At 63.2% G+C, this 20,063-nt stretch carries 15 protein-coding genes and 1 pseudogene; 12 read left to right on the forward strand and 4 right to left on the reverse strand.

Translation table 11 applies throughout. The features are described from left to right. The first annotated feature begins 359 nt into the window (after nt 1-359). The 3 genes and pseudogenes from NT151_04335 (at nt 360) to NT151_04345 (ending at nt 3,656) form a co-directional block, all read left to right on the forward strand. Nucleotides 360-1,529 (forward strand): annotated as a pseudogene (locus NT151_04335) (CpaF family protein). 4 nt (nt 1,530-1,533) lie between these two features. After that, on the forward strand, nt 1,534-2,400 hold the full coding sequence (locus NT151_04340) for a type II secretion system F family protein (GenBank protein ID MCX6538149.1): 867 nt from the start codon (nt 1,534-1,536) through the stop codon (nt 2,398-2,400). Then, nucleotides 2,397-3,656 (forward strand): hypothetical protein, encoded by a 1,260-nt coding sequence (locus NT151_04345; protein ID MCX6538150.1) that lies wholly within the window; start codon nt 2,397-2,399, stop codon nt 3,654-3,656. Before NT151_04340 ends, NT151_04345 begins: the two co-directional genes overlap by 4 nt. 106 nt (nt 3,657-3,762) lie before the next feature. Here the strand turns inward: NT151_04345 and NT151_04350 are convergent, their stop codons facing one another. Then, nucleotides 3,763-3,981: a hypothetical protein gene (locus NT151_04350; GenBank protein ID MCX6538151.1), complete on the reverse strand. Its 219-nt coding sequence runs from the start codon at nt 3,979-3,981 to the stop codon at nt 3,763-3,765. Here NT151_04350 and NT151_04355 point away from each other — a divergent pair. The 8 genes from NT151_04355 to NT151_04390 all read left to right on the forward strand — a co-directional run bounded on the left by NT151_04355 (nt 3,880) and on the right by NT151_04390 (nt 13,004). Continuing rightward, the gene (locus NT151_04355) at nt 3,880-4,599 is read left to right on the forward strand and encodes an SUMF1/EgtB/PvdO family nonheme iron enzyme (GenBank protein ID MCX6538152.1); all 720 of its coding nucleotides are present in this window, start codon (nt 3,880-3,882) and stop codon (nt 4,597-4,599) included. The genes NT151_04350 and NT151_04355 overlap by 102 nt on opposite strands. Before the next feature lie 17 nt (nt 4,600-4,616). After that, entirely contained in the window at nt 4,617-5,507 is an 891-nt protein-coding gene (locus NT151_04360; protein MCX6538153.1) for a type II secretion system F family protein, read from the forward strand. Nucleotides 5,508-5,602: 95 nt separating this feature from the next. Then, a complete protein-coding gene (locus NT151_04365) occupies nt 5,603-7,357 on the forward strand; it encodes an FHA domain-containing protein (GenBank protein MCX6538154.1) in 1,755 nt (584 codons plus the stop codon). Then, a complete protein-coding gene (locus tag NT151_04370) occupies nt 7,354-8,289 on the forward strand; it encodes an FHA domain-containing protein (GenBank protein ID MCX6538155.1) in 936 nt (311 codons plus the stop codon). Before NT151_04365 ends, NT151_04370 begins: the two co-directional genes overlap by 4 nt. 51 nt (nt 8,290-8,340) lie before the next feature. After that, on the forward strand, nt 8,341-9,825 hold the full coding sequence (locus NT151_04375) for an FHA domain-containing protein (GenBank protein MCX6538156.1): 1,485 nt from the start codon (nt 8,341-8,343) through the stop codon (nt 9,823-9,825). Beyond that, nucleotides 9,822-11,636 carry an ATPase, T2SS/T4P/T4SS family gene (locus NT151_04380; protein MCX6538157.1) on the forward strand — a complete coding sequence of 605 codons (1,815 nt, stop codon included), beginning with the start codon at nt 9,822-9,824 and terminating at the stop codon, nt 11,634-11,636. Before NT151_04375 ends, NT151_04380 begins: the two co-directional genes overlap by 4 nt. Before the next feature lie 275 nt (nt 11,637-11,911). Next, nucleotides 11,912-12,607, forward strand: coding sequence for an energy transducer TonB (locus NT151_04385; GenBank protein MCX6538158.1), 696 nt, complete (start codon nt 11,912-11,914; stop codon nt 12,605-12,607). Nucleotides 12,608-12,641: 34 nt separating this feature from the next. After that, the gene (locus NT151_04390) at nt 12,642-13,004 is read left to right on the forward strand and encodes a DUF192 domain-containing protein (GenBank protein ID MCX6538159.1); all 363 of its coding nucleotides are present in this window, start codon (nt 12,642-12,644) and stop codon (nt 13,002-13,004) included. A 102-nt stretch (nt 13,005-13,106) separates the two neighbouring features. On the opposite strand, the gene NT151_04395 is transcribed toward NT151_04390, so the two are convergent. Then, nucleotides 13,107-16,304, reverse strand: a complete 3,198-nt coding sequence (locus NT151_04395) for an SUMF1/EgtB/PvdO family nonheme iron enzyme (GenBank protein MCX6538160.1) — start codon at nt 16,302-16,304, stop codon at nt 13,107-13,109. Between the two features lie 622 nt (nt 16,305-16,926). Here NT151_04395 and NT151_04400 point away from each other — a divergent pair. After that, nucleotides 16,927-17,148 carry a DUF192 domain-containing protein gene (locus NT151_04400; protein ID MCX6538161.1) on the forward strand — a complete coding sequence of 74 codons (222 nt, stop codon included), beginning with the start codon at nt 16,927-16,929 and terminating at the stop codon, nt 17,146-17,148. A gap of 53 nt (nt 17,149-17,201) precedes the next feature. On the opposite strand, the gene NT151_04405 is transcribed toward NT151_04400, so the two are convergent. Both NT151_04405 and NT151_04410 read right to left on the reverse strand, forming a co-directional pair. Further along, nucleotides 17,202-17,408, reverse strand: a complete 207-nt coding sequence (locus NT151_04405; protein MCX6538162.1) for a hypothetical protein — start codon at nt 17,406-17,408, stop codon at nt 17,202-17,204. A 1,065-nt stretch (nt 17,409-18,473) separates the two neighbouring features. Then, nucleotides 18,474-19,610 carry a hypothetical protein gene (locus NT151_04410; protein MCX6538163.1) on the reverse strand — a complete coding sequence of 379 codons (1,137 nt, stop codon included), beginning with the start codon at nt 19,608-19,610 and terminating at the stop codon, nt 18,474-18,476. Nucleotides 19,611-20,063 lie beyond the last annotated feature (453 nt).

Below are 20,063 nucleotides of genomic sequence, written 5' to 3' on the forward strand. Positions count from 1 at the left end.
GAGGGATCGGGTCCGACCGCCTCGAGCGTCTTCTCGGCGTGCGGGTTACCGTTGAGCTGCCCGACGATGGAGAGCCCGTCGAGGCGGCCACCGAGCGTGGCATGCCGCTCGTTCTCTCGGCTCCGCGGCACCCGATCGCCCGGGGTCTGGATCGCCTGGCCAGGGAAATCGATCGGCGCGGACTTCGGGACCTCAAGATCGGCAGCGTGCCCGCGAGCGCAGATGCACGTTCCGGTGTGGAAGACGGTATCCGGGCCATCAAGCTGAAGATCCACAAGCGACTCGTCGAGGAGATCGATCTCAAGAAAACAGATTTCGGCTACTTGAGCGATCCGGTCAAGCTGCAGGAGGTACGCGCCCGCGCCGAGGCCAAGGTGCTGACGCTGATGGACGAGGAGGCGAAAAACGTCACCTCGCGCCAGGTTCGCCGGCGGATCGTCAAGGACGTGCTCGACGAGGCGCTGGGCTTGGGGCCGCTGGAGGACCTGCTGGCCGACCCCAGTGTGACGGAGATCATGGTCAATCGCTATGACCAGATATTCATCGAGCGTAACGGGAAGCTGGAAGCCACCGGCGTCAGTTTCCTCAACCCGGATCAGCTTCGTGGCGTGATCGAGCGGATTGTGGCGCCCGTCGGTCGGCGCATCGACGAGAAAGTGCCGATGGTGGACGCCCGACTGCCCGATGGTTCTCGGGTGAACGTCATCATCCCGCCGCTTGCCCTGCGCGGCCCGGCCCTCACGATCCGCAGATTCTCCGCCAAGCTGTTGGGGGTCGACGACCTCATCCGGTTCGGGTCGCTGACCGAACAGATGGCCACCTTCCTGTCGGCGGCGGTAAGGGCGAGAGTCAACATGCTGATCTCGGGAGGCACTGGGTCTGGCAAAACCACGCTGCTGAACCTGCTGTCCGGCTTCATCCCGTCCGACGAGCGGATTGTCACAATCGAGGATGCGGCCGAGCTTCGACTGCCGCAGGACCATGTGGTCGCACTCGAGTCCAGGCCCCCGAACATCGAGGGTGAAGGGGCGGTCACCATCCGGGACCTGGTTAGGAACGCGCTGCGCATGCGACCAGATCGGATCATCGTCGGTGAATGCCGCGGCGGCGAAGCCCTCGACATGCTGCAGGCCATGAACACGGGGCACGACGGGTCCTTGACCACCGTGCACGCGAACACGCCAAAGGACGCGTTGAGCCGGCTCGAGACGATGGCCTTGATGGCCGGCATCGAGCTGCCGTCCCGGGCCATCCGCGATCAGATAGCCGCTGCGATCGACATCGTGGTGCAACAGTCCAGGCTGGTGGATGGGTCGCGGCGGATCACCCACATCAGCGAAGTGCCGGCCGTCCAGGGCCAGGACTTCGAAGTCAAGGATGTGTTCGTGTTCAAGCAGACCGGGATCGAGCCGGACGGGCGGGTGCAGGGGCAGTTTGTGCCGACGGGCCACGTACCGCTATTCGTTGAGGGCCTCTCGAAGTCGGGGATCAAACTGCCGCGCGAGATATTCCTTCATCAGACAGCATAGAGACATGGCAGCACTGAAGTACCTGTCGCTCCTGTTGATCGGCCTGGGCCTCTGGCTGGTCACGAAGGTCCTCTACCGGGAGATCTCGGCCTGGTGGGCCATCCGCATTGAGGCGTACGCCCAGTGGATGGGCACCGAGTTCGAATCGATGTTCGAGGAGATGTCGCTCGACCGGGCCCGGCGCGTGATCACTTTCGTGGTGCTGGGGGCGTTCAGTCTTGGCTTCCTGCTCGCCTCCGGCATCGTCGGGCGGCTGCTGCTGGGCACGTGCTTCGCTCTGCTCGGATACTTTGGCCCCAGGTTCGTCATTGCCTACTGGAAACGGCAGCGGCTCAACGTCATCGACAACCAGTTGGTGGACGTGCTCGTGCTCATGGGTAACGCGCTGAAGGCGGGCATGAACCTCCAGCAGTCCGTAGAACTGGTGGTTCGGGAGATGAAGCCGCCGATCGCAGACGAGTTTGGGCGCGTGGTGAAGGCCATTCAATTGGGGCGGCTGACCGATGACGCCCTGAAGCAGTTGGCGGAGCGTGTGCCGCTTCCCGATCTCAAGCTTGCGGTGGAGTCGATCCTGACGCTGCGTGAGACGGGCGGGGATCTCAGCGAGACGTTTCACGTGATTGCCAACACGATTGTCGAGCGCAAGAAAGTCGAAGGCAAGATTAGCGCGATGACCACGCAGGGCATGACGCAGGGCGTCGTCACCTTCATGATGCCGATTCTGTTCCTCGTGTTGTTCACGCTGGTTGACCCGGATTACACACGGCCGCTCTTCGTGACGCCGATCGGGTGGATCATGCTGATTACCGTGTTCCTGCTCGAGAGCATCGGACTGTTCCTGATGTTCAGGCTCGTGAAGATCAAGGTATGAAGCGATCGAGCGAGCGGGGCCAGGTCACCACGCAGTTCGTGGTGCTGACGGGCATCCTGGTGACCGTCACCATCGCGGTGCTGGCCGTCGTGTTCCTTCCCGTTCGCCTGTCGTTCATCAACATCGCTACCTGCATCATTAGTGACGTGTGCAAAGAAGGGAACGAGACAGCCCCGGAGGGTCATTCGGTCAGCGTAGACTCCCGAACTGGAGACATCTACGCATGCGAAGTGAGAAAGGGAAGCGGCGAAAAGTGCTCTTTCTGGGACTCGCTGTGCCTGCGCGGTCCGGAGAAGTTCATTCAGTCGAGTGTGGCTTATACACCCAGAATTGCCTGTGGATTGCTCGGATATGTGGTCGGATCCGCCGCGTCGTCGTCCATGGGTGGTGTCTTGGCCTTACCTGGCTTTGCCGAGGGAGCCGCTTTATGCGGCGTGAACACGCAAGACTGGAAGGCCAAGCAGAAGCGGGTTTGGTGCTGTTGCTGCAACATGCAGAACGAGTGTGATGGGACAACGACTTATAAGGGTAACGTCATCTGCGTACTAAACGACTCAGACGGCTTCGCTGCGGACATAGACGAAACACTAAACGTGATTGATGACATATCCGGGATGATCAAAGGGAACAGGCCAGGCATTACTGAAAACGACTCTATCAACAGCATGAAGAAACAAATCCTACTGGCCGTTAGCACACATGGTGCGGGCGAGAGAATAGAACTGATCGGACACAGTGAGGGTGCGGCTATTTTATCTAATGCGATCTGGCAGTTGGTGTGGGAGCAAAAGACGAACGGGACCGGTCTCACACCGGAGGACCTAGCGCGATTGGATGTCGTCATTCTCGGTCCAGCCGAATGGCGGTTTCCCAGAGACACGGAGGTAACTTTGTACGAAAATTCTAACGAGAATGCCCTACGCTCCGATCCTGTGCCTAAGCTAAGCGATAAGTACCGAGAACTGAAGCTTGCCGGCTATAGCAACCAAATGTCTGAGGTTCATCCGGGTACGGTGCAGCCGTGGCCCTGTACCTTGTTTGACTGTCATGATGCCCAACACTACCTGGAGAATCGCGCGACCGAGGTAGTCAAAGAGGACGGGGGGTGCAAGCCGGGGGTCACGATAATGGTCAACGGAATCCGAACCGAAGACGAAAGCCAGCAAGGGAATTGCGATTATTACCAAACCACCAGATATGGGAGTAGACAATGTCTATCGCAGCCGTCTGGTCCCCGCATTTTCGCGCCGGAGTAGGGGCCGGGCGTGGCAACTGGCATGAGGTATTGATGTGTCACTGATCAGGTGCTTGGTCGCGGGCAGTGTCGTTGCGGCGGTTGGTGTGTGCGGCAGCACAGAGCCTTTACGCGAGTCGATAGCTGGCCACGCTGTGGTTGCCGCGACCTCCGCCGGTGAGCAGGTTCCTGAGGGAATGGTCCTGGTCCCGGCGGGCGATTACCTGAGCGGCATCCCGGCCGGCATGTCCGGTGCCAACGCCATTCCGCTTCAGCAGGTCCGAATCAAGGCTGTCTACATTGATCGTCTCGAAGTGACGAATGCCCGGTACTACTCGTTCGCGCACGGTAATCCTGCGTGGCAGAGGGAGTCGGTCGATAGGCGTGTTGCCGATGGTCACTACATGCGCCAGTTCACAGATGGTCAAGTGTCGAACGAACAGCGTTCATTGCCCGTGACTTGGGTAAGTTGGTTTGCAGCGAAAGCCTTCTGCGAGGCGCAGCGGAAGAGACTCCCCACAGCGTGGGAATGGGAAAAGGCCGCTCGAGGTACGGATGGGCGAGTCTACCCATGGGGCAACAAGATGGAAAACAAGTTGGCGAACTTCTGTGACCGCCGGTGTCCCCACTTTCTCAGAGAGGAAACCTGGGACGACGGATTCGCGGGACTCGCGCCAGTTGGTTCGTTTCCGGGCGGGGCCAGTCCATTCGGGGCGTTGGACATGTCTGGAAATGTGAGCGAATGGGTCAACGACTGGTTGGATGATTCGGGAGAGTACCAGAAGCACCTCCCACGCGTCGACCCGGCGGGACCGATTGCCGGCGTCGTCAAAGCGGATCGAGGGGGCTCGTTCATGACCAGCAGCAACTATGGCACGGAACTGTTCCGGTTTGGGGGTGGTCGACCCGAACGGACGTACATGAACATCGGCTTCCGGTGCGCGATGGACGCGCCGGGCCGTTGAGAGGAGACTGGACGCCCATGGGTCCACTGTTCTCACTTCTTGCGCTCGCGTCGGTGTTCGGAGGGATCGCGCTGCTCAGCTACACGATCCTGACCGAGCGCATGTACAGATTCGCGGTTCGGAAAGTCGGGGTGTCCGGCGGTGACAGCCGGCAGATCCCCTCAATCGCGTTGCGCCTCATGTTTCCAATGGCGGATCGCGTTGCCCCGTACTTCTCCAAGATCAGATGGCCGCGCTATAAGAACCGGACGTCCGTCAATCTCCAGCGCGCCGGGATCGGGAGGATCGTCGGCGTGAACCACCTCCTGGCGATGAAAGCGTTCACCGCGCTGGTCGTGCCGCTGGTGCTCTGTCGTCTGTTTCCCGTCTTTCTCAACCCCGCGCTGTTCCTACTGGGCGGCGCATTGGGGTTCCTCCTGCCGGATCGGTTTGTCGCGGACCTCAAGCGCTCGCGGGAGGAGAATCTGCTCGCGGCGTTGCCCGGCACCGTCGATGTGCTGGCCCTATCCGTCAGGGCCGGCCTCGAGTTTATGACGGCGCTGCAGCGCATCGTCGAGCGGGGCGCCCCGTCAGCCTTGCGAGATGAGTTGTCCATCGTGCTCAACGACATTCGCCTCGGGACGTCGAGAGCGGACGCCCTGAAAGCGTTCGCTGCGAGAGTGGTGATCCCGGCAGTGTCATCGTTCGTGTCGGTCCTCGTGCAGGCCGACATGCTTGGGGCGTCCATAGGGCCGGTACTGGAGCAGCAGGCGGAACGCATGCGGGTTGAGCGTTTCCAGCGGGCCGAAAAGGCTGGCGCGCGGGCGAGCCAGAAGATCCTTGTGCCGCTGGTGCTGTTCATCCTTCCCGCAGTGTTGATCATCTTATTGGGGCCGGTGGCGATTCAGTTCATCTACGGGAAGCAGTAGTCAGAGTATGAGAGTCGCGGAGGATCCCGCTGCCTGGCGGCGACGTCAGGGACCTTGGGATCAACCAGCGCACGACAACGATGGGCGCGGAGCCAATGACCGGAAAGCTCTTGGTTAGGGACGGACGATCCGAGCGGGAGGTGCTCGTGGTCGGCACCGTGTCGGTGGGCCGGGGCGCCGGGTGCGACATCAGCGCGGGCGATCCGATGCTGTCCCGACAACACGCCGAGTTCGTCGCGACGGAACAGGCCGTCTTGGTGCGCGATGTCAAGAGCCGGAGCGGCGTCGTCGTCAACGGGGTGCGAGTGGCTGAAGCTCAGCTGCAGCCCGGGGATGATATCCGGATCGCGAATTTCCAGATCACGTACCTGGGCGCTCACGTCGTTGGGGCTGGCACGAAGCGGTCCGAGCTCCAGTCCGGGTCCGGGCCCGACGATGGCGATGACAAGACGCGCGTCGTGCTTGGTGGGCGTCCGTCGACGGCCCGTCGATCGGCGGACCCTCGAGCGCCGGTCGACGACGATGACGGCACCCGGCTCCTTCGCAGATCGGCGAACCGACCCTCTGCCGCCGCCGACAACGGCCGGGAGGCTTCGCAACCACACCTGCGTCCGCCTGAACCTCAGCGGGCTCTGCACTCCGAAGAGTCTGTTGCACCGCGCGCGCACGCCGCCAGAACATCGTGGCGCAGCCGCGTCGTGGTGCAGATGGTCGTGCTGGTGATCGCTGTCTTCCTGGCAGCGGCCCTGCCGCTCAGTTGGTGGCAGTCGCGGCTGATCGAGGGCATGGCGCTGACTCGTGCGAAGGCCCTTGTTTCGTGGCTGGCCGCTGAAGCGGCTTTGGGGTTGGAAGGAAAACGCGAGATGGCGATGGTCGCGGACGACGTCGAACGAGAAGCCGGCGTCGTGACGGCGATCGTCGTGGCGCCGGACGGCCGGGTACTCGCTCCGCCGTCGAGAGCGACCGGCGTCTTCCGGGTGATCCCGGGGATCGGCGTGGCTCCGGCAGAGATCCTGCGCCTTAGGTGGGCGTGGAATGGCGGCCTGCTCCACCTAGCACGGCCGGTCGCCGTCGGGGGGAACGGCCACGCGGCGGTGGCGTGGGTGGAATTCAGGCCGTCAACGCCTCCGGAAATTGGCAGTCGCGCCGTGGTCGTTGTCCCCGCGCTGTTCTTCGCGATCGTGGCCGCAATTGTCGTAGCCGGCATGATCACTGGCCGGACACTTCGCGCCCTCACCCTGCTGAACCAGGACACCGAACTCGCCACGAACGGCAAACTAGACACCGTCGCCGACCCGCTCGGCGCGCGCCCCGTGAGGGACCTCACAGACACGCTCAATTACCTCGTAGCCCGCGCACGGCGCGCCGGGGCGACTGGGTCCGCGGCGGCAGCGGTTCCTGATGACCGAACTGGTACGGAGAGCGCCGGCGGCGGCGCGCCACGGCTTCCCGCTGCTCGAGGAGCGTCGCCGACTCGGGCTGGCGGACAGCCACGGCCGGCCGCTTCCAGCCATGCAACAACCGCCACGCTGGACGCTACAGCAGGTCCCATGCAGATTGTCACCGACGCCAGCTTCAAGGTCGTCGACATCGGGCGTGACGCGGCGGATCTGTTTGAGCTGCGCCGGGGGCAGGTTCTCGGCCTGCACCTGGTCGATGCCGTGACCGTGCCGACGGTCCTCGATGCCATTCTCAAGTGCCTGGCGGAGCTGCATGGGCAAGGTGAGCGCACGTTGACCGTTACCTGGAGGGGGCTGCCGGATGGCCTGCAGATTCACGTCGACAAGACGGGGCGATCTCACCCTCTCGTAGTTGCGTTTAGCGTGAAACATGAAAGTCCAATCACATGACACCCGCTTCGACCACGACACGTGACGGCTTGCTCGAAGACGCCCCACGGCTGGTGTTGATGTGGCACCGCGCGGGAGAGCCTCCGGAGGAGTTCGGCGTCTGGCCGGAGCGGCCCGTTACCATTGGCCGCGACGCCACCAATCTTATCGTCCTCGATTCGCCATTTGTGTCCAAGGCGCACGCACGGATCAGGTACGAGGACGGCCACTATGTGGTGGAGGACCTGCGAAGCGCCAACGGCATCCGGGTCAACGGGTCGCGTATCGAGGTGACCACACTGAAGCCGGGCGACGTCATAGAGATCGGGGATCAGGAGCTCTCGCTGGCCATTCGTTCCGAAGCGAGCACGCGGAAGCGCGCAAAACGCTCTGGTTCTCCGTCACGTCCTCTGCTCGCGGTTGGTGGCGTCATCCTCGCCGCGATCTTTGGGGTCGTTCTCTGGTCCGTGTACTCGCCTCAAGCCGGACTGGCGCCGCGCGAGTCCGAATCCCCTCGGACTGACAGCGCACCTCCGTCAAGACCGTCGGCCACCGTTGCGGTGCCAGTCATTGGCGACGAACCCGAGATCGTCATGAGAGTTGTGACTCAGGCGCCCATGTCGGGCAACAGTCCGGTGGCGGCGTTGTTCGATGAAGCGATGCTGCAATACCGAGGAGGGCGGCTTCGGGACACGCAGATTCTCCTCCGGGCGGCGCTCCGCCGCGATCCGAGTCACGAACTCGCCCGCTTGCGGCTGGGGCAGGTCGAGCAGGAATGCCAGCGCAGCATCTTGGATCACATGACGCGGGGCGATCTCGCCTTCAGCCAGCTTCGCTACGACGATGCGGTCATCGAATGGGAACAGGTTCAGCTTTTGACCGAACCCGGGGATCCCAGGTACCAGCGCGCCGAACAGAAGGCCAACGAGGCCAGGCGCGCCCGTGGCCGCTGATCAACGGCAAATGCTGGTTGGACTCTCCAGACGCTTGAGAGGACGGCTCCTGTGCTGACGATCTCGGTGTTCTGCCGCGACGGCACGGCTCGCCGGATCGCGCTGTCGGGCAGGCCAATCCGGATCGGCCGCGATGATGCCAACGATCTGGTTCTGGCCGATCCGGGTATGCGTGTCGCGCTGCGGCATGCGGAAGTGAGGCGCGAGGGAATTGACGACATCCTCGTGGACCTCGGTGGCGAAGATGGAACCTGGGTCGACGGGCAGCGGGTGGCGAGAGCAATTCTGCGGCCAGACATGACGATCCGGATCGGGAACTGCGAACTGGCCGTACGCGAACAGGAAAACACCGGCGAGAGCGGGTCTGTTCCGGCCGATGACGTTACCCTCAGCTCGGATGGCTCCGGCACGCTGTCCTCGGCGTTGCCCGATTCGGAGACGCTTTTCGGCGTTCAGGAGACCGGCCACCGCACGTCCGGCCTCGTCGGGATCAACCAAGGACGCCAGCGCCCGACCGGACGTGGCCGTTCACCAACCCGGGAGGGCCTGGTCCGGCGGGTGTTGGCGCTGCCGAGGGGAGTTGTGATCGTCGGGCTGGCAGTCGGGTTGGTTGCCGTCTTGTTTATTGGGCTACTCTCCTCAGGTGTTTCTCGATCGACGCGCCCGGTTGCCGCGGCCGGCAGTCCGGCCGGGTCCGCGAGAGACCGGGAGGAGACCAACGAGGAGATCGTCCAAAGGCTGCTTGCAGGGGGCAGGGCGGCCATGGCGCGCGGCGAGTACGACGCTGCCATCAACAGGTACTTCGACCAGATCCTGTTGATCGATCCAGAACGGGCCGAAGCACTTGAGCTGAGAGTCCGGGCACAGGACTTGATGAGATCGTCTGGGCCGGCCGGCAGCCCCGCCGGTGTGGTTGCTCATCAACCGGTGACCGCGGCGGCCGAATCGCAGGGGGCCCGGAACGGACGGGCATCGAGGCCAGCCATCGTGGTCGCGGACTCGAGTCCCTGCCGCGCGTCAGTCGTGGCGGGTCAGGACTCGCCAACGGTTCGCGAGCACGTAGCCGCTGTGCAGGCACGATTCGACGAGGGCAGGCTCTCGCTCGGGAACGGGCGATTCGCCATGGCGTTGTCGGCTTTCCAGGCGCTCCAGCAGGAATCTATCACGTGCCGGGGCCTGGAAAACGTAATCGAGCAGGCCAAAGCAGGGCTCCGGATGGAAGCCGAGAAAATGTCCAAGGCCGGGGCGGCGGCGGAGCAGCGGGGCGATCTGATCGCCGCGTTGAAGTCCTACACGCTCGCCCGTGATGCCGAGAATCATGCGGCTAACGTAGACGATGCTATCATCCGCGTGCGGGATCGCATGCGAGCCGATGGGGAAGAGGCGCTGCGCCGGGCGCGCCAGTACGACTCGCTTGGGCGTTTCCCGGAGGCGATGGCCCTTTACGCTCGAGCCGTCGAGTGCCTTCCCGAACGTCACCCGGACAGACAGGTCGCGCGGGACCGGCTGGCGGCGCTGCGTGGGGGAATCCGATGACCGATGCCGAGCTCGATGATCGGTTGGGCGAAACCCTCGTGGCTCGCGGGGGGCTGTCGGCCTCCAACCTGGAACGCGCTCGCCTGTTCCAGCGCACCAGGAACTCGACGCTGGCTGGAGCCCTGCACGAGCTGCACGTCGTAACCGAGGACGTCCTGCAGGCGTGCCTCGAAGAGCTGACCGGTGTCCGCGCCGTCGATCCGAGGCTGATGACCGTTTATCCCGACTTCATCGCCGCGGTGAGCCGGCTGATACCGTCCGAAGTCATTCGCGGCATTCGCGTCTTTCCGGCACAGGTGGAGCTCAACGCGATCCACGTTTGCATGGTCAATCCGACCGACGGGTGGACCGCGCGGTCGATCGAGGCCATCGCTGGGTGTCGTGTCGTGCCGATGGTTACGCACGAAGCGGCCATCGCCGAAGTGATCGCCAAGCATTTTCCTGCATCAGGAGCCGGTAGCGATGCGGTGCCTGCTGATCGGTCACCGGCGACAGTCGAAGTCGTCTACCGCCAGCGCCTCGCCGAGCCCATCGAGAACCTGATCGGGCCGGCGCGGGCGTTGCTCAACCGGACACGGGACGCCATCGCGCGAGACCCGCTTGCGCTGGAGAGCGTAATCAGGGATCCGCAGCTGATTCGCCTGGTCCACCAGATCATCTGCCGCGCCGTCGAGTCCGGCGCCAGCGACATTCACATTGAACCCACCGGTGACGCATTGCGTGTGCGCGTGCGAATCGACGGGGCTATGCAAACGTTTGCCGTGTTGCCGGCCTCGGCTGCTGTCCCCGTCGTGGCCCGGCTCAAAGCCATGGCCGATCTGCCCATCGCGCCAGCCACAGCGCCGCTGGACGGGCGCGTCGGGTACGACCTCGTCTGGGGCCGGGGCATCGATCTACGTTTCTCGCTGGTGCCGTCGGTGACCGGGGAGAACGTCGTCCTGCGCGTGCTCGACCGGTCCCGGCAGCGACGCCAACTGACCGATCTCGGTGTCGACGATACCGTCCGGCGGCAGCTGGAGCGGGCGCTTGAGCTGCCGAACGGCTTGATTCTCGTCACCGGGCCGACGGGCAGCGGCAAGAGCACGACACTATACGCCTTGCTCGATTGCCTGAACCGGGAAGATGCGAGCATCGTGACCGCCGAGGACCCAATCGAATCGCGCATCGTCGGCGTGACCCAGGTGCCATGCGATGAGTCGAGCGGCGTCACGTTTCCGACGGCCCTGCGGGGTTTCCTGCGCCAGGACCCCGACGTCATCATGGTCGGTGAGATCCGCGACGCCGACACCGCCGACCTTGCGCTCAAGGCCGCACTGACCGGGCACCTGGTGCTGTCGTCGCTGCACACCAACGACGCGCCGGGTGCCGTGCTGAGGCTGCTCAACATGGGTCTGGAGTCGTTCCTTATCTCGTCGGCGGTTCGGCTGGTGATTGCGCAGCGTCTCATCAGACGACTGTGCCGCGAGTGCCGGGTTGGGATTGCGCCCGAAAGCGCGGAGCACCAGAACGTCATTCGCAGGCTCCCGACCGACGCTCAACGCCTGCTTTCTAACGTCGCGATCTACACACCAGGCGGTTGCCCGGCGTGCCATCGAACCGGCTATCACGGCCGTGCCGGGATATTCGAGCTGCTTCGCGTCACCGAGGCCATCGAAGACCTGATCGTCCGCCGGGCTCCGACATCCGAGATTCGCGCGTGCGCCAGGCATGAAGGGATGCGGACGCTGCGACAGGCCGGTCTGCTGAAGGTTGCCGACGGCGAGACATCGCTCGCCGAAGTGCTGGAACACACCGTGGAGGATCCGGTGTAGAACGTCCGCGACGCGAGGCCGGCCGCCACGCGTTCGCGCTGTACCCTCAATGGCGTTTGTGCTGAAGCGGAGAAATCGTAATGTCCAAGGAACTCAGTGCTGCCGCGTCGGCTCTGGCATGTTTCGTTGTCATATTCACGGTGTCCGGGAAAGCTGCGTCGTCCCAGTTTCCTTGGCGATCCGCGATCAAGTACCAGACGCTGAGCGGACCCAACAACCGGTTTACGCTCCAGTATCCGACCAGGGACTGGCAGGTGCTTCCGGGTGGTGGATCAGTGCTGCTGACGCTGGCGCAGAAGAACAACGAGGCGACGGTGGTTATCGACCACATGAGAATGGGCGTGGAATTGCGGCCGGACGAGATCGCGGAGGTGTTTGCGAACCTCGAAGCGCAGAACGTGGCGGAGCACCAGCCTGAGGCGAAGGACGTCAAGGCAGTGGTCACCGGTACGCCAACCGGGCGTATTGTGGTGCTCAACTACTTAAGGCCCGGGCTCCGGGGCGCGGAACGTGTGGTCCAGTACTCAATGCCGATCGCACAGGATCTTTACCGCCTGATCTGCAGTGCTCTTATCGGGAAGTTCAATACCTACGAGCCCATCTTCACTCAGATTGCCTATTCGTTTCGATCCCCGGCCGGCGCGAGTACTACCCCCAAGTCAGAGATGGTGCAAGCCGCGGTCAGCACCACAGACCGCACCACCCCCCCCAGGAAAACAAAGAACGTGAACCCGGCCTATCCGCCTGAGGCAGTGAAGGATCGCCTGCAGGGAGAGGTCATCATGGAGGCCATGATAGGGGCGGATGGCAAGGTCACCGCCGTCCGGGTCATCAAGTCTACCTCCGGCGTGTTCGATGCCGCCGCGATGGATGCCGTCCGTCAATGGGAGTTCACGCCAACCCTGGTCGGCGGCGTGCCCACGCCAGTCAGGCTGTCGGTGAGAGTCGCTTTCACTCCCGATCGCCAGTAGGGGATCCACTCAGTCAATCGGCGAGGGAGCACACGTGGCCGAAACCAGTTTCCCGGCTGTTTCCGTCGTACTCGAGAGGACTGACGCGGTGATTGCGCGGGCCGAGGTCGCTTCGACCTCGGCAACGCGCCGTCGAGGGCTGCTCGGACGACTCGAACTCGCGGGGGGGACCGGGATGATCATCAGCCGGTGCTCAAGCGTCCACACGTGGTTCATGCGATTCCCGATCGATGTCGTGTTCCTGGATGAGAACTCCCGGATTGTGCGCATCGTCGAACGTCTGGGCCCATTTCGAGTGGTGTGGGGCGGACGGAGCGTGCTCGACACGCTGGAGTTGCCCGCAGGTGCGTGTCATCTCGCCGGCCTCAAGGCAGGAGATCAGCTGCGGATTGGATAGGCTCACCCGGGCCAGCTCACTTGGTTCCGGTTCGGCGGGTGTGGGCGAGGTGCCTGAAGTTGAGCCGGCGCGAGGACAGGACTGAGCGGATACGCAACGTTATCAGCGGGCGATGTCGCGGGCACACCGGCAGCCAATTGCGCCGCTGTCGATGTTGAACGTCAACACCGCTCTCCGGTCAGAAACGCGTAGGTCGTTTCCTAGGAAACGTTCTGCACGCGTGTACCAAGATCCGCCTCGCGCCACCGGGTCGGTCCTGAAAGCCGGCTTCCGCTCCCCAGATCCCGGATAGAGTGCAAAGAGGTCTTGCACGAACTCCGACACGTTCCCCGCCATGTCGTACAGGCCATACCCGTTTGGTGCGTAGGAACCCACGGCGACCGCGCCTTTCGTGTTGGCGAAACGAGCGCCGTTCCGTGCGCCTTCGCGGTCAGTCGGCTTCTCGTCACCCCACGGATACCTCTTCCCAACAAGTCCCCCGCGCGCTGCGTATTCCCATTCGGCTTCGGTCGGCAGTCGACCGCCAAGCCATCGACAGACGCCAGCAGCCTGCCCGTGTGTCACATTCACCACTGGCTGTGTCTCGAGTCGGCTCCACTTCGGCTGCTGGGGCATTGTCTGGCCCAACGCGCCCGCATATCGCCGAAACACTCCCACCGTTACCTCCGTCGTCATTAAATCGAACGCCGCGCTCAACGTGACCGAGTGGTCTGGCTTCTCGGCCTCGCTGCACTCAGGGTCGTCGGCGACACAGCCCATCTGAAACGTCCCTGCCGGCATGTGCGCCCATTGCACACCCGGGACTGGACTCTTTGCCGTCGCAGCTGGAGGCACGATCGTCGCCAGAGAAGCGGGCGCTTCGCTAGCCTGGAGAGAGACGGCCGATGGGGGCGGAGTGGGAGCGTCCGCACGGAGCTCCTTGAGTCTAGCCTCGGCGATCGTCCGATAGCTCCCTTGCGGATAGCGCGTGATGTACTCGTCAAACCGGTCCGGACTGCGCAGGTCCTTGATTGACTCCCAGAACGACTCCTCTGTCTGACGCGCCGTCTCGGTGCCCGCGCGGGCGGCGGTCGCGACACGATCCGCGTCGACAACAGCTGCGGCGAACAACGTCGAAGCTGCCCAAAGTGCGCGTACTGCTTGTTCGGTTCGACCCAGCCGGTTCCCTTCATCGAGCTTGTCGGTCGCCTTCTGATATTCCCCAGAAGCAAGAGTCGGTGCGCTAACCTGCGCGGCACGCTTCTTGGCATCGGTGACCCGGACCAGGGCGTCCGCGTGCAGTTCGTCGAACAGGCGAAGAGCATCTGCATCAGCCGGCTTCACCTGCAGTACCGAACCGAGAGTGCGCAAGGACACCTCTTTCTCACCCCGAGCAAACTGCTCGCGGGCGAGCGTACGGAGTTCAGCAAGCCGCTGGTCCGGGTCAGCAGCGGCCGACTCCACGGGCGCAGATGTCATCGGCTGAACCGCTGGCGCCGTCCCGATGGCCGGTTGTTGCTCGCCTGCGTTGCCTACTTGTGGTCTCGGCGAGCTGGATACCGCGTCACCAGCGAGAGCCTGCCCGCTCGGGCGTCCTCCGAACGACCCGCGCCCTGGTAACAGCACGACGCCGATCACGACCAGCACGGTGACGACACCTCCCGCAGCGGCGATCATCCGCCAACCCGGTCGCGCCGACGCCCGCTCGGCGCCGGTCGGCGTCGGACGCGCCCAAGTCTCGCCGCTATGTGACGAACGTGCCGTACACTTGGGAGCGATGGATGGGGCTTGATCGAGCAAAGTCACCGTCTCGCGGCATGTTGCGACAACCGTCGGCGCTTCAACCGCGCCCTGAATCGCGCGCGACTGCTCCTGACATGCACGAGCCTCGATGCCCGCCCGCGCCCGCTCGACCAGCAGGCGCGCCTGCTCCAGGGTTGGCTCGATCGCGAGAGCTTCATCGGCCGACCGAATAGCGGACTCGTACGCGCCTTCCTCAAGGCGCTTCATCGCGCGGTCGATCGCGGCCCTGGCCTTCCGGGCGTTCTCGCGCGCACGTTCGACGTCGGCGCGTACCTGCTCGAGTTCCTGCTCGAGGGCGTCCGACGCGACGCGACGCACAAGCGCCGCCGCGCGGTCGGCCAGCGCGGTCGCCTCTGTGAAGTCCCGTCGCTCGACCGAACGCCGCGCGTCGCTCAGACACGTTCGAACCTCTGCAGTATCCAAAGCGGCTCGTGCCCGTTCGATCAGATCGTGGGCGCGTTCTTCCTGCGGGTCGATCGTCGCGGCCCGCTCCGCCTCCTCGATCGCGACCCGATAGTCGCCACGTTCAATCGCGTCCACGCCGACACGAAGATGTCCCTCGATCTCCTCACGGCGTCGGCGGAGCAGCCGTTCCACATCCGTCGTGCGCCGGTCCCGGCCCGGAGTCGGCGAAGGGGTGGCCGGTTGGTGTTCGGTGAATCCGGCCGGTCGGACTTCCGCCGGACGCATGCTGTCCTCTACGCACTCCCGCAGGGCTTCAAGATCTCGTCGCATCTCGAGCAAATCCGGATAGCGTGCACATGGATCCTTGTCGAGCGCACGCGCGATGATCGGGTCAACGCGCCCATCGAGATTCTCGCAGATTCGACTGGGCGGCTCCGGACATGCACGGAGAATGCGATCAAGCACCCCGTCCGCGATCGTGCCCGGAAACGCCTTCTTGAAGGTCAGAAGTTCATAGAAGACAGCGCCGACTCCAAAGACGTCGCTGCGATAGTCGACCTGAGAGCCCTTCAGTTGCTCGGGCGACATGTAGTTGACTGTGCCCACCATCTCGCCCTGGCGCGTGATGGTCGACTCACCGAGCTGGGCAATACCAAAGTCGACGACTCGCAGCGTGCCATCTTGATCCACCATCGCGTTGCCAGGCTTCACGTCCCGGTGGACGATACCGGCTTGGTGCGCGTGGGCAAGGCCGCTACACAATTCGGCGATTAACGACAGCTTTTGTGAGAGCGAAAGCGGCGCGCGGCGCCGCACCATCTCCGCCAAACTCTCGCCCGCGATGTACTCCATGGCGATGAACGGCCGGCCGTCGACTTCGCCCACGTCGAATACGGTGACAACGTTCGGATGGCGCAAGCGCGCGACGGCGCGCGCCTCGCGGGCAAACCGCTCGCGAAGGCCTGGGTCGGCCGACAGGTCCTCCTTGAGCAGCTTGATCGCCACCAGTCGATCCAAGCCGGAATCGCGCGCGAGATACAGGTCTCCCATGCCACCGACACCGAGGCGACGGAGAACCTGATAGCGTCCGACATGGGAAGGCTGGCTGGTCACATGATCACAAAGTTTGTAGGCGACGTCCCCATACGCCCAAGGACGCTTCAATAGCCGCCGCGGTACGACCGCCACAGCAACCGCCTATGCACGTGATGAGTGTCGCCTCCATCACCGTGCATCACTCGACGGCAGCGTTCCGTGCGCGGGCCTGCGCAGTCGCGGCGGAACGGGCTCACGAGATCGTACGAGGCGTCCGGCCGCCGCAGTATCGTTTGACACCGAGCCGCCCAATGGGCACGGGCGCCGGGCGTGAGTTCAAGCCGCTCGCCGTAGAATTGCGATCAGTATCCCCCCGCGTCAGCGTTTGTCAACAACAGAACTTCACAACAGAACTTCAACAACAGAACTTCGGCACAAGTTCGGCACGACACCGATGCTCGTGGGCGGCGTGCCTACGCCAGTTACTGTGGAGACGAGAGTCGTTCTTGCTCTCGGTCGTCAGTAGCCGATCCACTCAGTCAAATGGCGAGGGCGCACCGGTGGTCGACACGAGTCTCTCAGTGGCTTCTGTCGTACTCGAGAGAGCGGACGCGGGGATTGTGCCGGCCCACGTCGTTTCGACAGCGGCAACACGCCGTCGAGGGCCGTTCGGACACTCGAACTCACGTCGAGCAACGGGATAGTCATTACCCGGCGCTCGATCGCTCACACGTGGTCCATGCGGTTCCCGATCGATGTCGTGTTCCTGAATGAGGACGCCCGGGTTGTGCGTATCGTCGAACGTCTGCGCCCATTTCGAGTGGTGTGGGGCGGACGGAGCGTGCTCGACACGCTGAAGTTGCCCACAAGTGCGTGCCATCTCGCCGGCCTCAGGGCAGGAGATCAGCTGCGGATTGGATAGGCTCACCCGGGCCAGCCTGGCGCCAGCCCGAGGGTCCGCTCGAGGCGGTCCGCCTACTGCGTCGATTTCACGATGTTGCCGGTCAGGTTCCCAATGGCGGTCATCAACTGCTCCCTGAAGACCACCATGATAGCGATAATAATCGTCACGACTATCCCGGCAATGACCAGGTACTCGCTGCTGGTCTGCCCGTCCTGATCGCGCAGCCGGTTCCTCAGTCTCGAGCCCGACGCTTGTGCCCACGTCAAGAATCCAAGCATGACCTGACTCCTCTCTCTTAAGAATGCCTCGCCCGCTACGAACCCCGCAGGGCGAGTCGGCAGTGCCACACGGTCAGTCCGCGTCTGGGTCCACTGCTCGCGTGAGTCTACCGCATGCTCGGCCAAAGGGCCACCAGAGTTCCGAAACTTGTCGGTAGTACATGAAATATCCGGGGCAAGTAGTACGTGAAATGTCCAGTCCAGAGGCGGATAGGGTACGACACAGGAGGGGCTCTGGGGACGTATCCGGACGCCGCCGTGGAGAAGAGGGCCATAACGATTCCGGACGTGCTCTTGCGGGCGATGAGTGGGCAGATCAGTTGGCTCCAAAGCGGCGGAGATCATAGGCGTTACCAACGGGCAGATGCAGCGCTGGCGAAACCGGCTGGAAGCCGAGGGCTACTACGGGCTGTTCGATCGGCAACGGTAGCGGCCGAGTCCAAAGCGGCTGGCGCTGGCTACGATCGAGCAGGTGCTGCGGCTGTATAGCGAGCAGCATGCGGGTTGTAACGTGCAGCACTTCCACGAGTTGTTGGTGGCGCACCATCACGTGACGCTGAGTTGCAACTGGGTGAAGCGTGCCCTGCAAACGGCCGGATTGGTGCCCTGCGACCGGTGGATGGGCGCGCATCCGCGTCGGCGCGAGCGGTGGCCGCTGTCCGGGATGTTGTTGCACATCGACGCTAGTCGGCATGCGCGGCTGTCGAACGTACGTCACGACGACTTGGTGAGCATCAGCGACGAAGGCACCATAGCTGAATCCGTCTGGGGCGGCTCGCTGTCTCGCGCTTCCCGTGTAGGGTTTGCCCGATGCGTGGTCACGCCCACGCCCAGACCCCGTCCTCTGCTTCTGGCGGGGCAGGCGCGGCCAGGAAGGTCACCCAACACACAACGCAAGCATCTGGCTAGGACACGCCGCCGTTTCAGACGAGGAAGGGCGCGATACGCCGCGGACTAATCGCCTTCGCTGACGGCCGGAATGGATATTCCACTCCGGTCGCCAAGGAAATCGCATGAAGCTACCGAGCAAGAAGCTGGAGCCGCACGTCAACGCGAGCCAGACGACTACTTCTTTCCACAGTCCATGACGGCAGTTATCACGTCCGGCGGCACTCCGGCCTCGGACAACTTGATGAGAGCGTTTGTGCTCGTGTCGAACTTGCAGGGTGAACTCCTGATCTTGGCGAGGATGACGACGGCAGGCAACTTGGCCTTCACCATCGCTGTGATGTCGGTGTTCGTGAGCGTTTGGGCAGCGGCCGCAGCCTCGGTCGCCTGAACCTTCGAATCGGCTGCGGCGGCCGCATACGTCGCGCGTTCTTCGATTCGCTGCATATCACGAGACAACGCTGACGCTCGACGGCACTGGGCCACTGCCTCGACAAAAATGTCTCCGGGCTTGATCCGTTGCGCCTCTTCTAGGTACCCGAGTGCCTTCTCGTACTGTCCCAGGGAAAAGTACCCCATTCCGACATTGTGGCTGGCGTGCGCGACCACTTTGGGGTTTGGCTTGGGGAGGGCCTTGCACTGGTCTAGATTAGTGAGAGATTGTTCGAGCGCACCTCGGATATCACCCGCCTTTTGCCGGCTGAACGCGTCCTTGAGGCCGCAGTCTTTGTCGTCGAAGTAGTAGAGCCGCACCATCTCCGACCACGGGAGGTACATCCGTTCTGCCTGTCGAACCACGGACGCCATCGCCTGGTCCAGGAGGGTGAACTCCTCCGGAAACTCGGGGCAGCACCTATCATCGATTTTGTTCTCGACCAACGGACTCGCTTCCAGCACTTGGGCTGCAAAGATGCGGCTCGTCGCCAAGTCAACGCTGCGGATCGACCCTCTGACAAACGCCTGAGTCCGCGAAATGTAGGTCCGGTGCACTCCGTTGCGGTCCTTCCAGTCGTTATACAAGCTCTTCTTCTCAAAGGTGTGTCGTTGAATGTTGACGAAGATCATCACCGTCGCACCCAGAATCTTTCCCATTTGCGCGGCCGACTGCTGATCGACGTTTCCCGATAGACTGAAGTTCTGCTCCCGGAGTAGGGCATCAAGTCGGCTTCGTTCGATGACCTCCACATTGGTCTGTACGAACCGGGCTGTCAGTGCATCGACAAAGCTACCGGCAGCCTCGCCTTGTGCGGGGCCGAACGCGACCCTGTTGACCTGGATGCCCAGATTGGGAGGATGCGAAATCGTCGTGGGCACCTGCGGGTTGGTAAACTTGTCCCAGAACTGGCCCTGGACCGCGATCGAGGCCAGAAGGAAGACCAAGAGTCCCACCAGTGAAGCGACCCGTATTCTACTCATCTTTCAACTCCCTCCCAGCTCAGCGGTTCAAGAAATAGGCGCGAGGCACGTGGACAAGGTGGGAAGAACCCGCGATTCCGGTGTGATTCTAAGCCGATGCGCTCGGCGGAGTCCACAGGATTGCGACGACAGGATTGTGACGACCAAAGTTCCGACGCTATTGGAGCATCCACACTTCTGGCACGTTTACCGTTTTCCCAGGTGTGGGCCTCGGCGGCCGTTCCGAATCAGCCCGCCAGGAAACTGGCGATGCAGGACAGGTACCTCGCCGCGCATGGTGGCCGGGACCTGCTCGGCGACTACCTTGCGCGGGAACTCAATGACGGCGTCCGCGTGGTCTGCCGCAACGAC

This window comes from Acidobacteriota bacterium (assembly GCA_026393675.1).
GTDB lineage: Bacteria > Acidobacteriota > Vicinamibacteria > Vicinamibacterales > JAKQTR01 > JBAXOX01.

Excerpts from the sequence above, each read along its gene's own strand:
- NT151_04340 (MCX6538149.1), top strand. The coding sequence starts at position 1,534 with ATGGCAGCACTGAAGTACCTGTCGCTCCTGTTGATCGGCCTGGGCCTC.
- NT151_04345 (MCX6538150.1), top strand. The coding sequence starts at position 2,397 with ATGAAGCGATCGAGCGAGCGGGGCCAGGTCACCACGCAGTTCGTGGTG.
- NT151_04355 (MCX6538152.1), top strand. The coding sequence starts at position 3,880 with ATGTCCGGTGCCAACGCCATTCCGCTTCAGCAGGTCCGAATCAAGGCT.
- NT151_04360 (MCX6538153.1), top strand. The coding sequence starts at position 4,617 with ATGGGTCCACTGTTCTCACTTCTTGCGCTCGCGTCGGTGTTCGGAGGG.
- NT151_04365 (MCX6538154.1), top strand. The coding sequence starts at position 5,603 with ATGACCGGAAAGCTCTTGGTTAGGGACGGACGATCCGAGCGGGAGGTG.
- NT151_04370 (MCX6538155.1), top strand. The coding sequence starts at position 7,354 with ATGACACCCGCTTCGACCACGACACGTGACGGCTTGCTCGAAGACGCC.
- NT151_04380 (MCX6538157.1), top strand. The coding sequence starts at position 9,822 with ATGACCGATGCCGAGCTCGATGATCGGTTGGGCGAAACCCTCGTGGCT.
- NT151_04405 (MCX6538162.1), bottom strand. The coding sequence starts at position 17,408 with ATGCTTGGATTCTTGACGTGGGCACAAGCGTCGGGCTCGAGACTGAGG.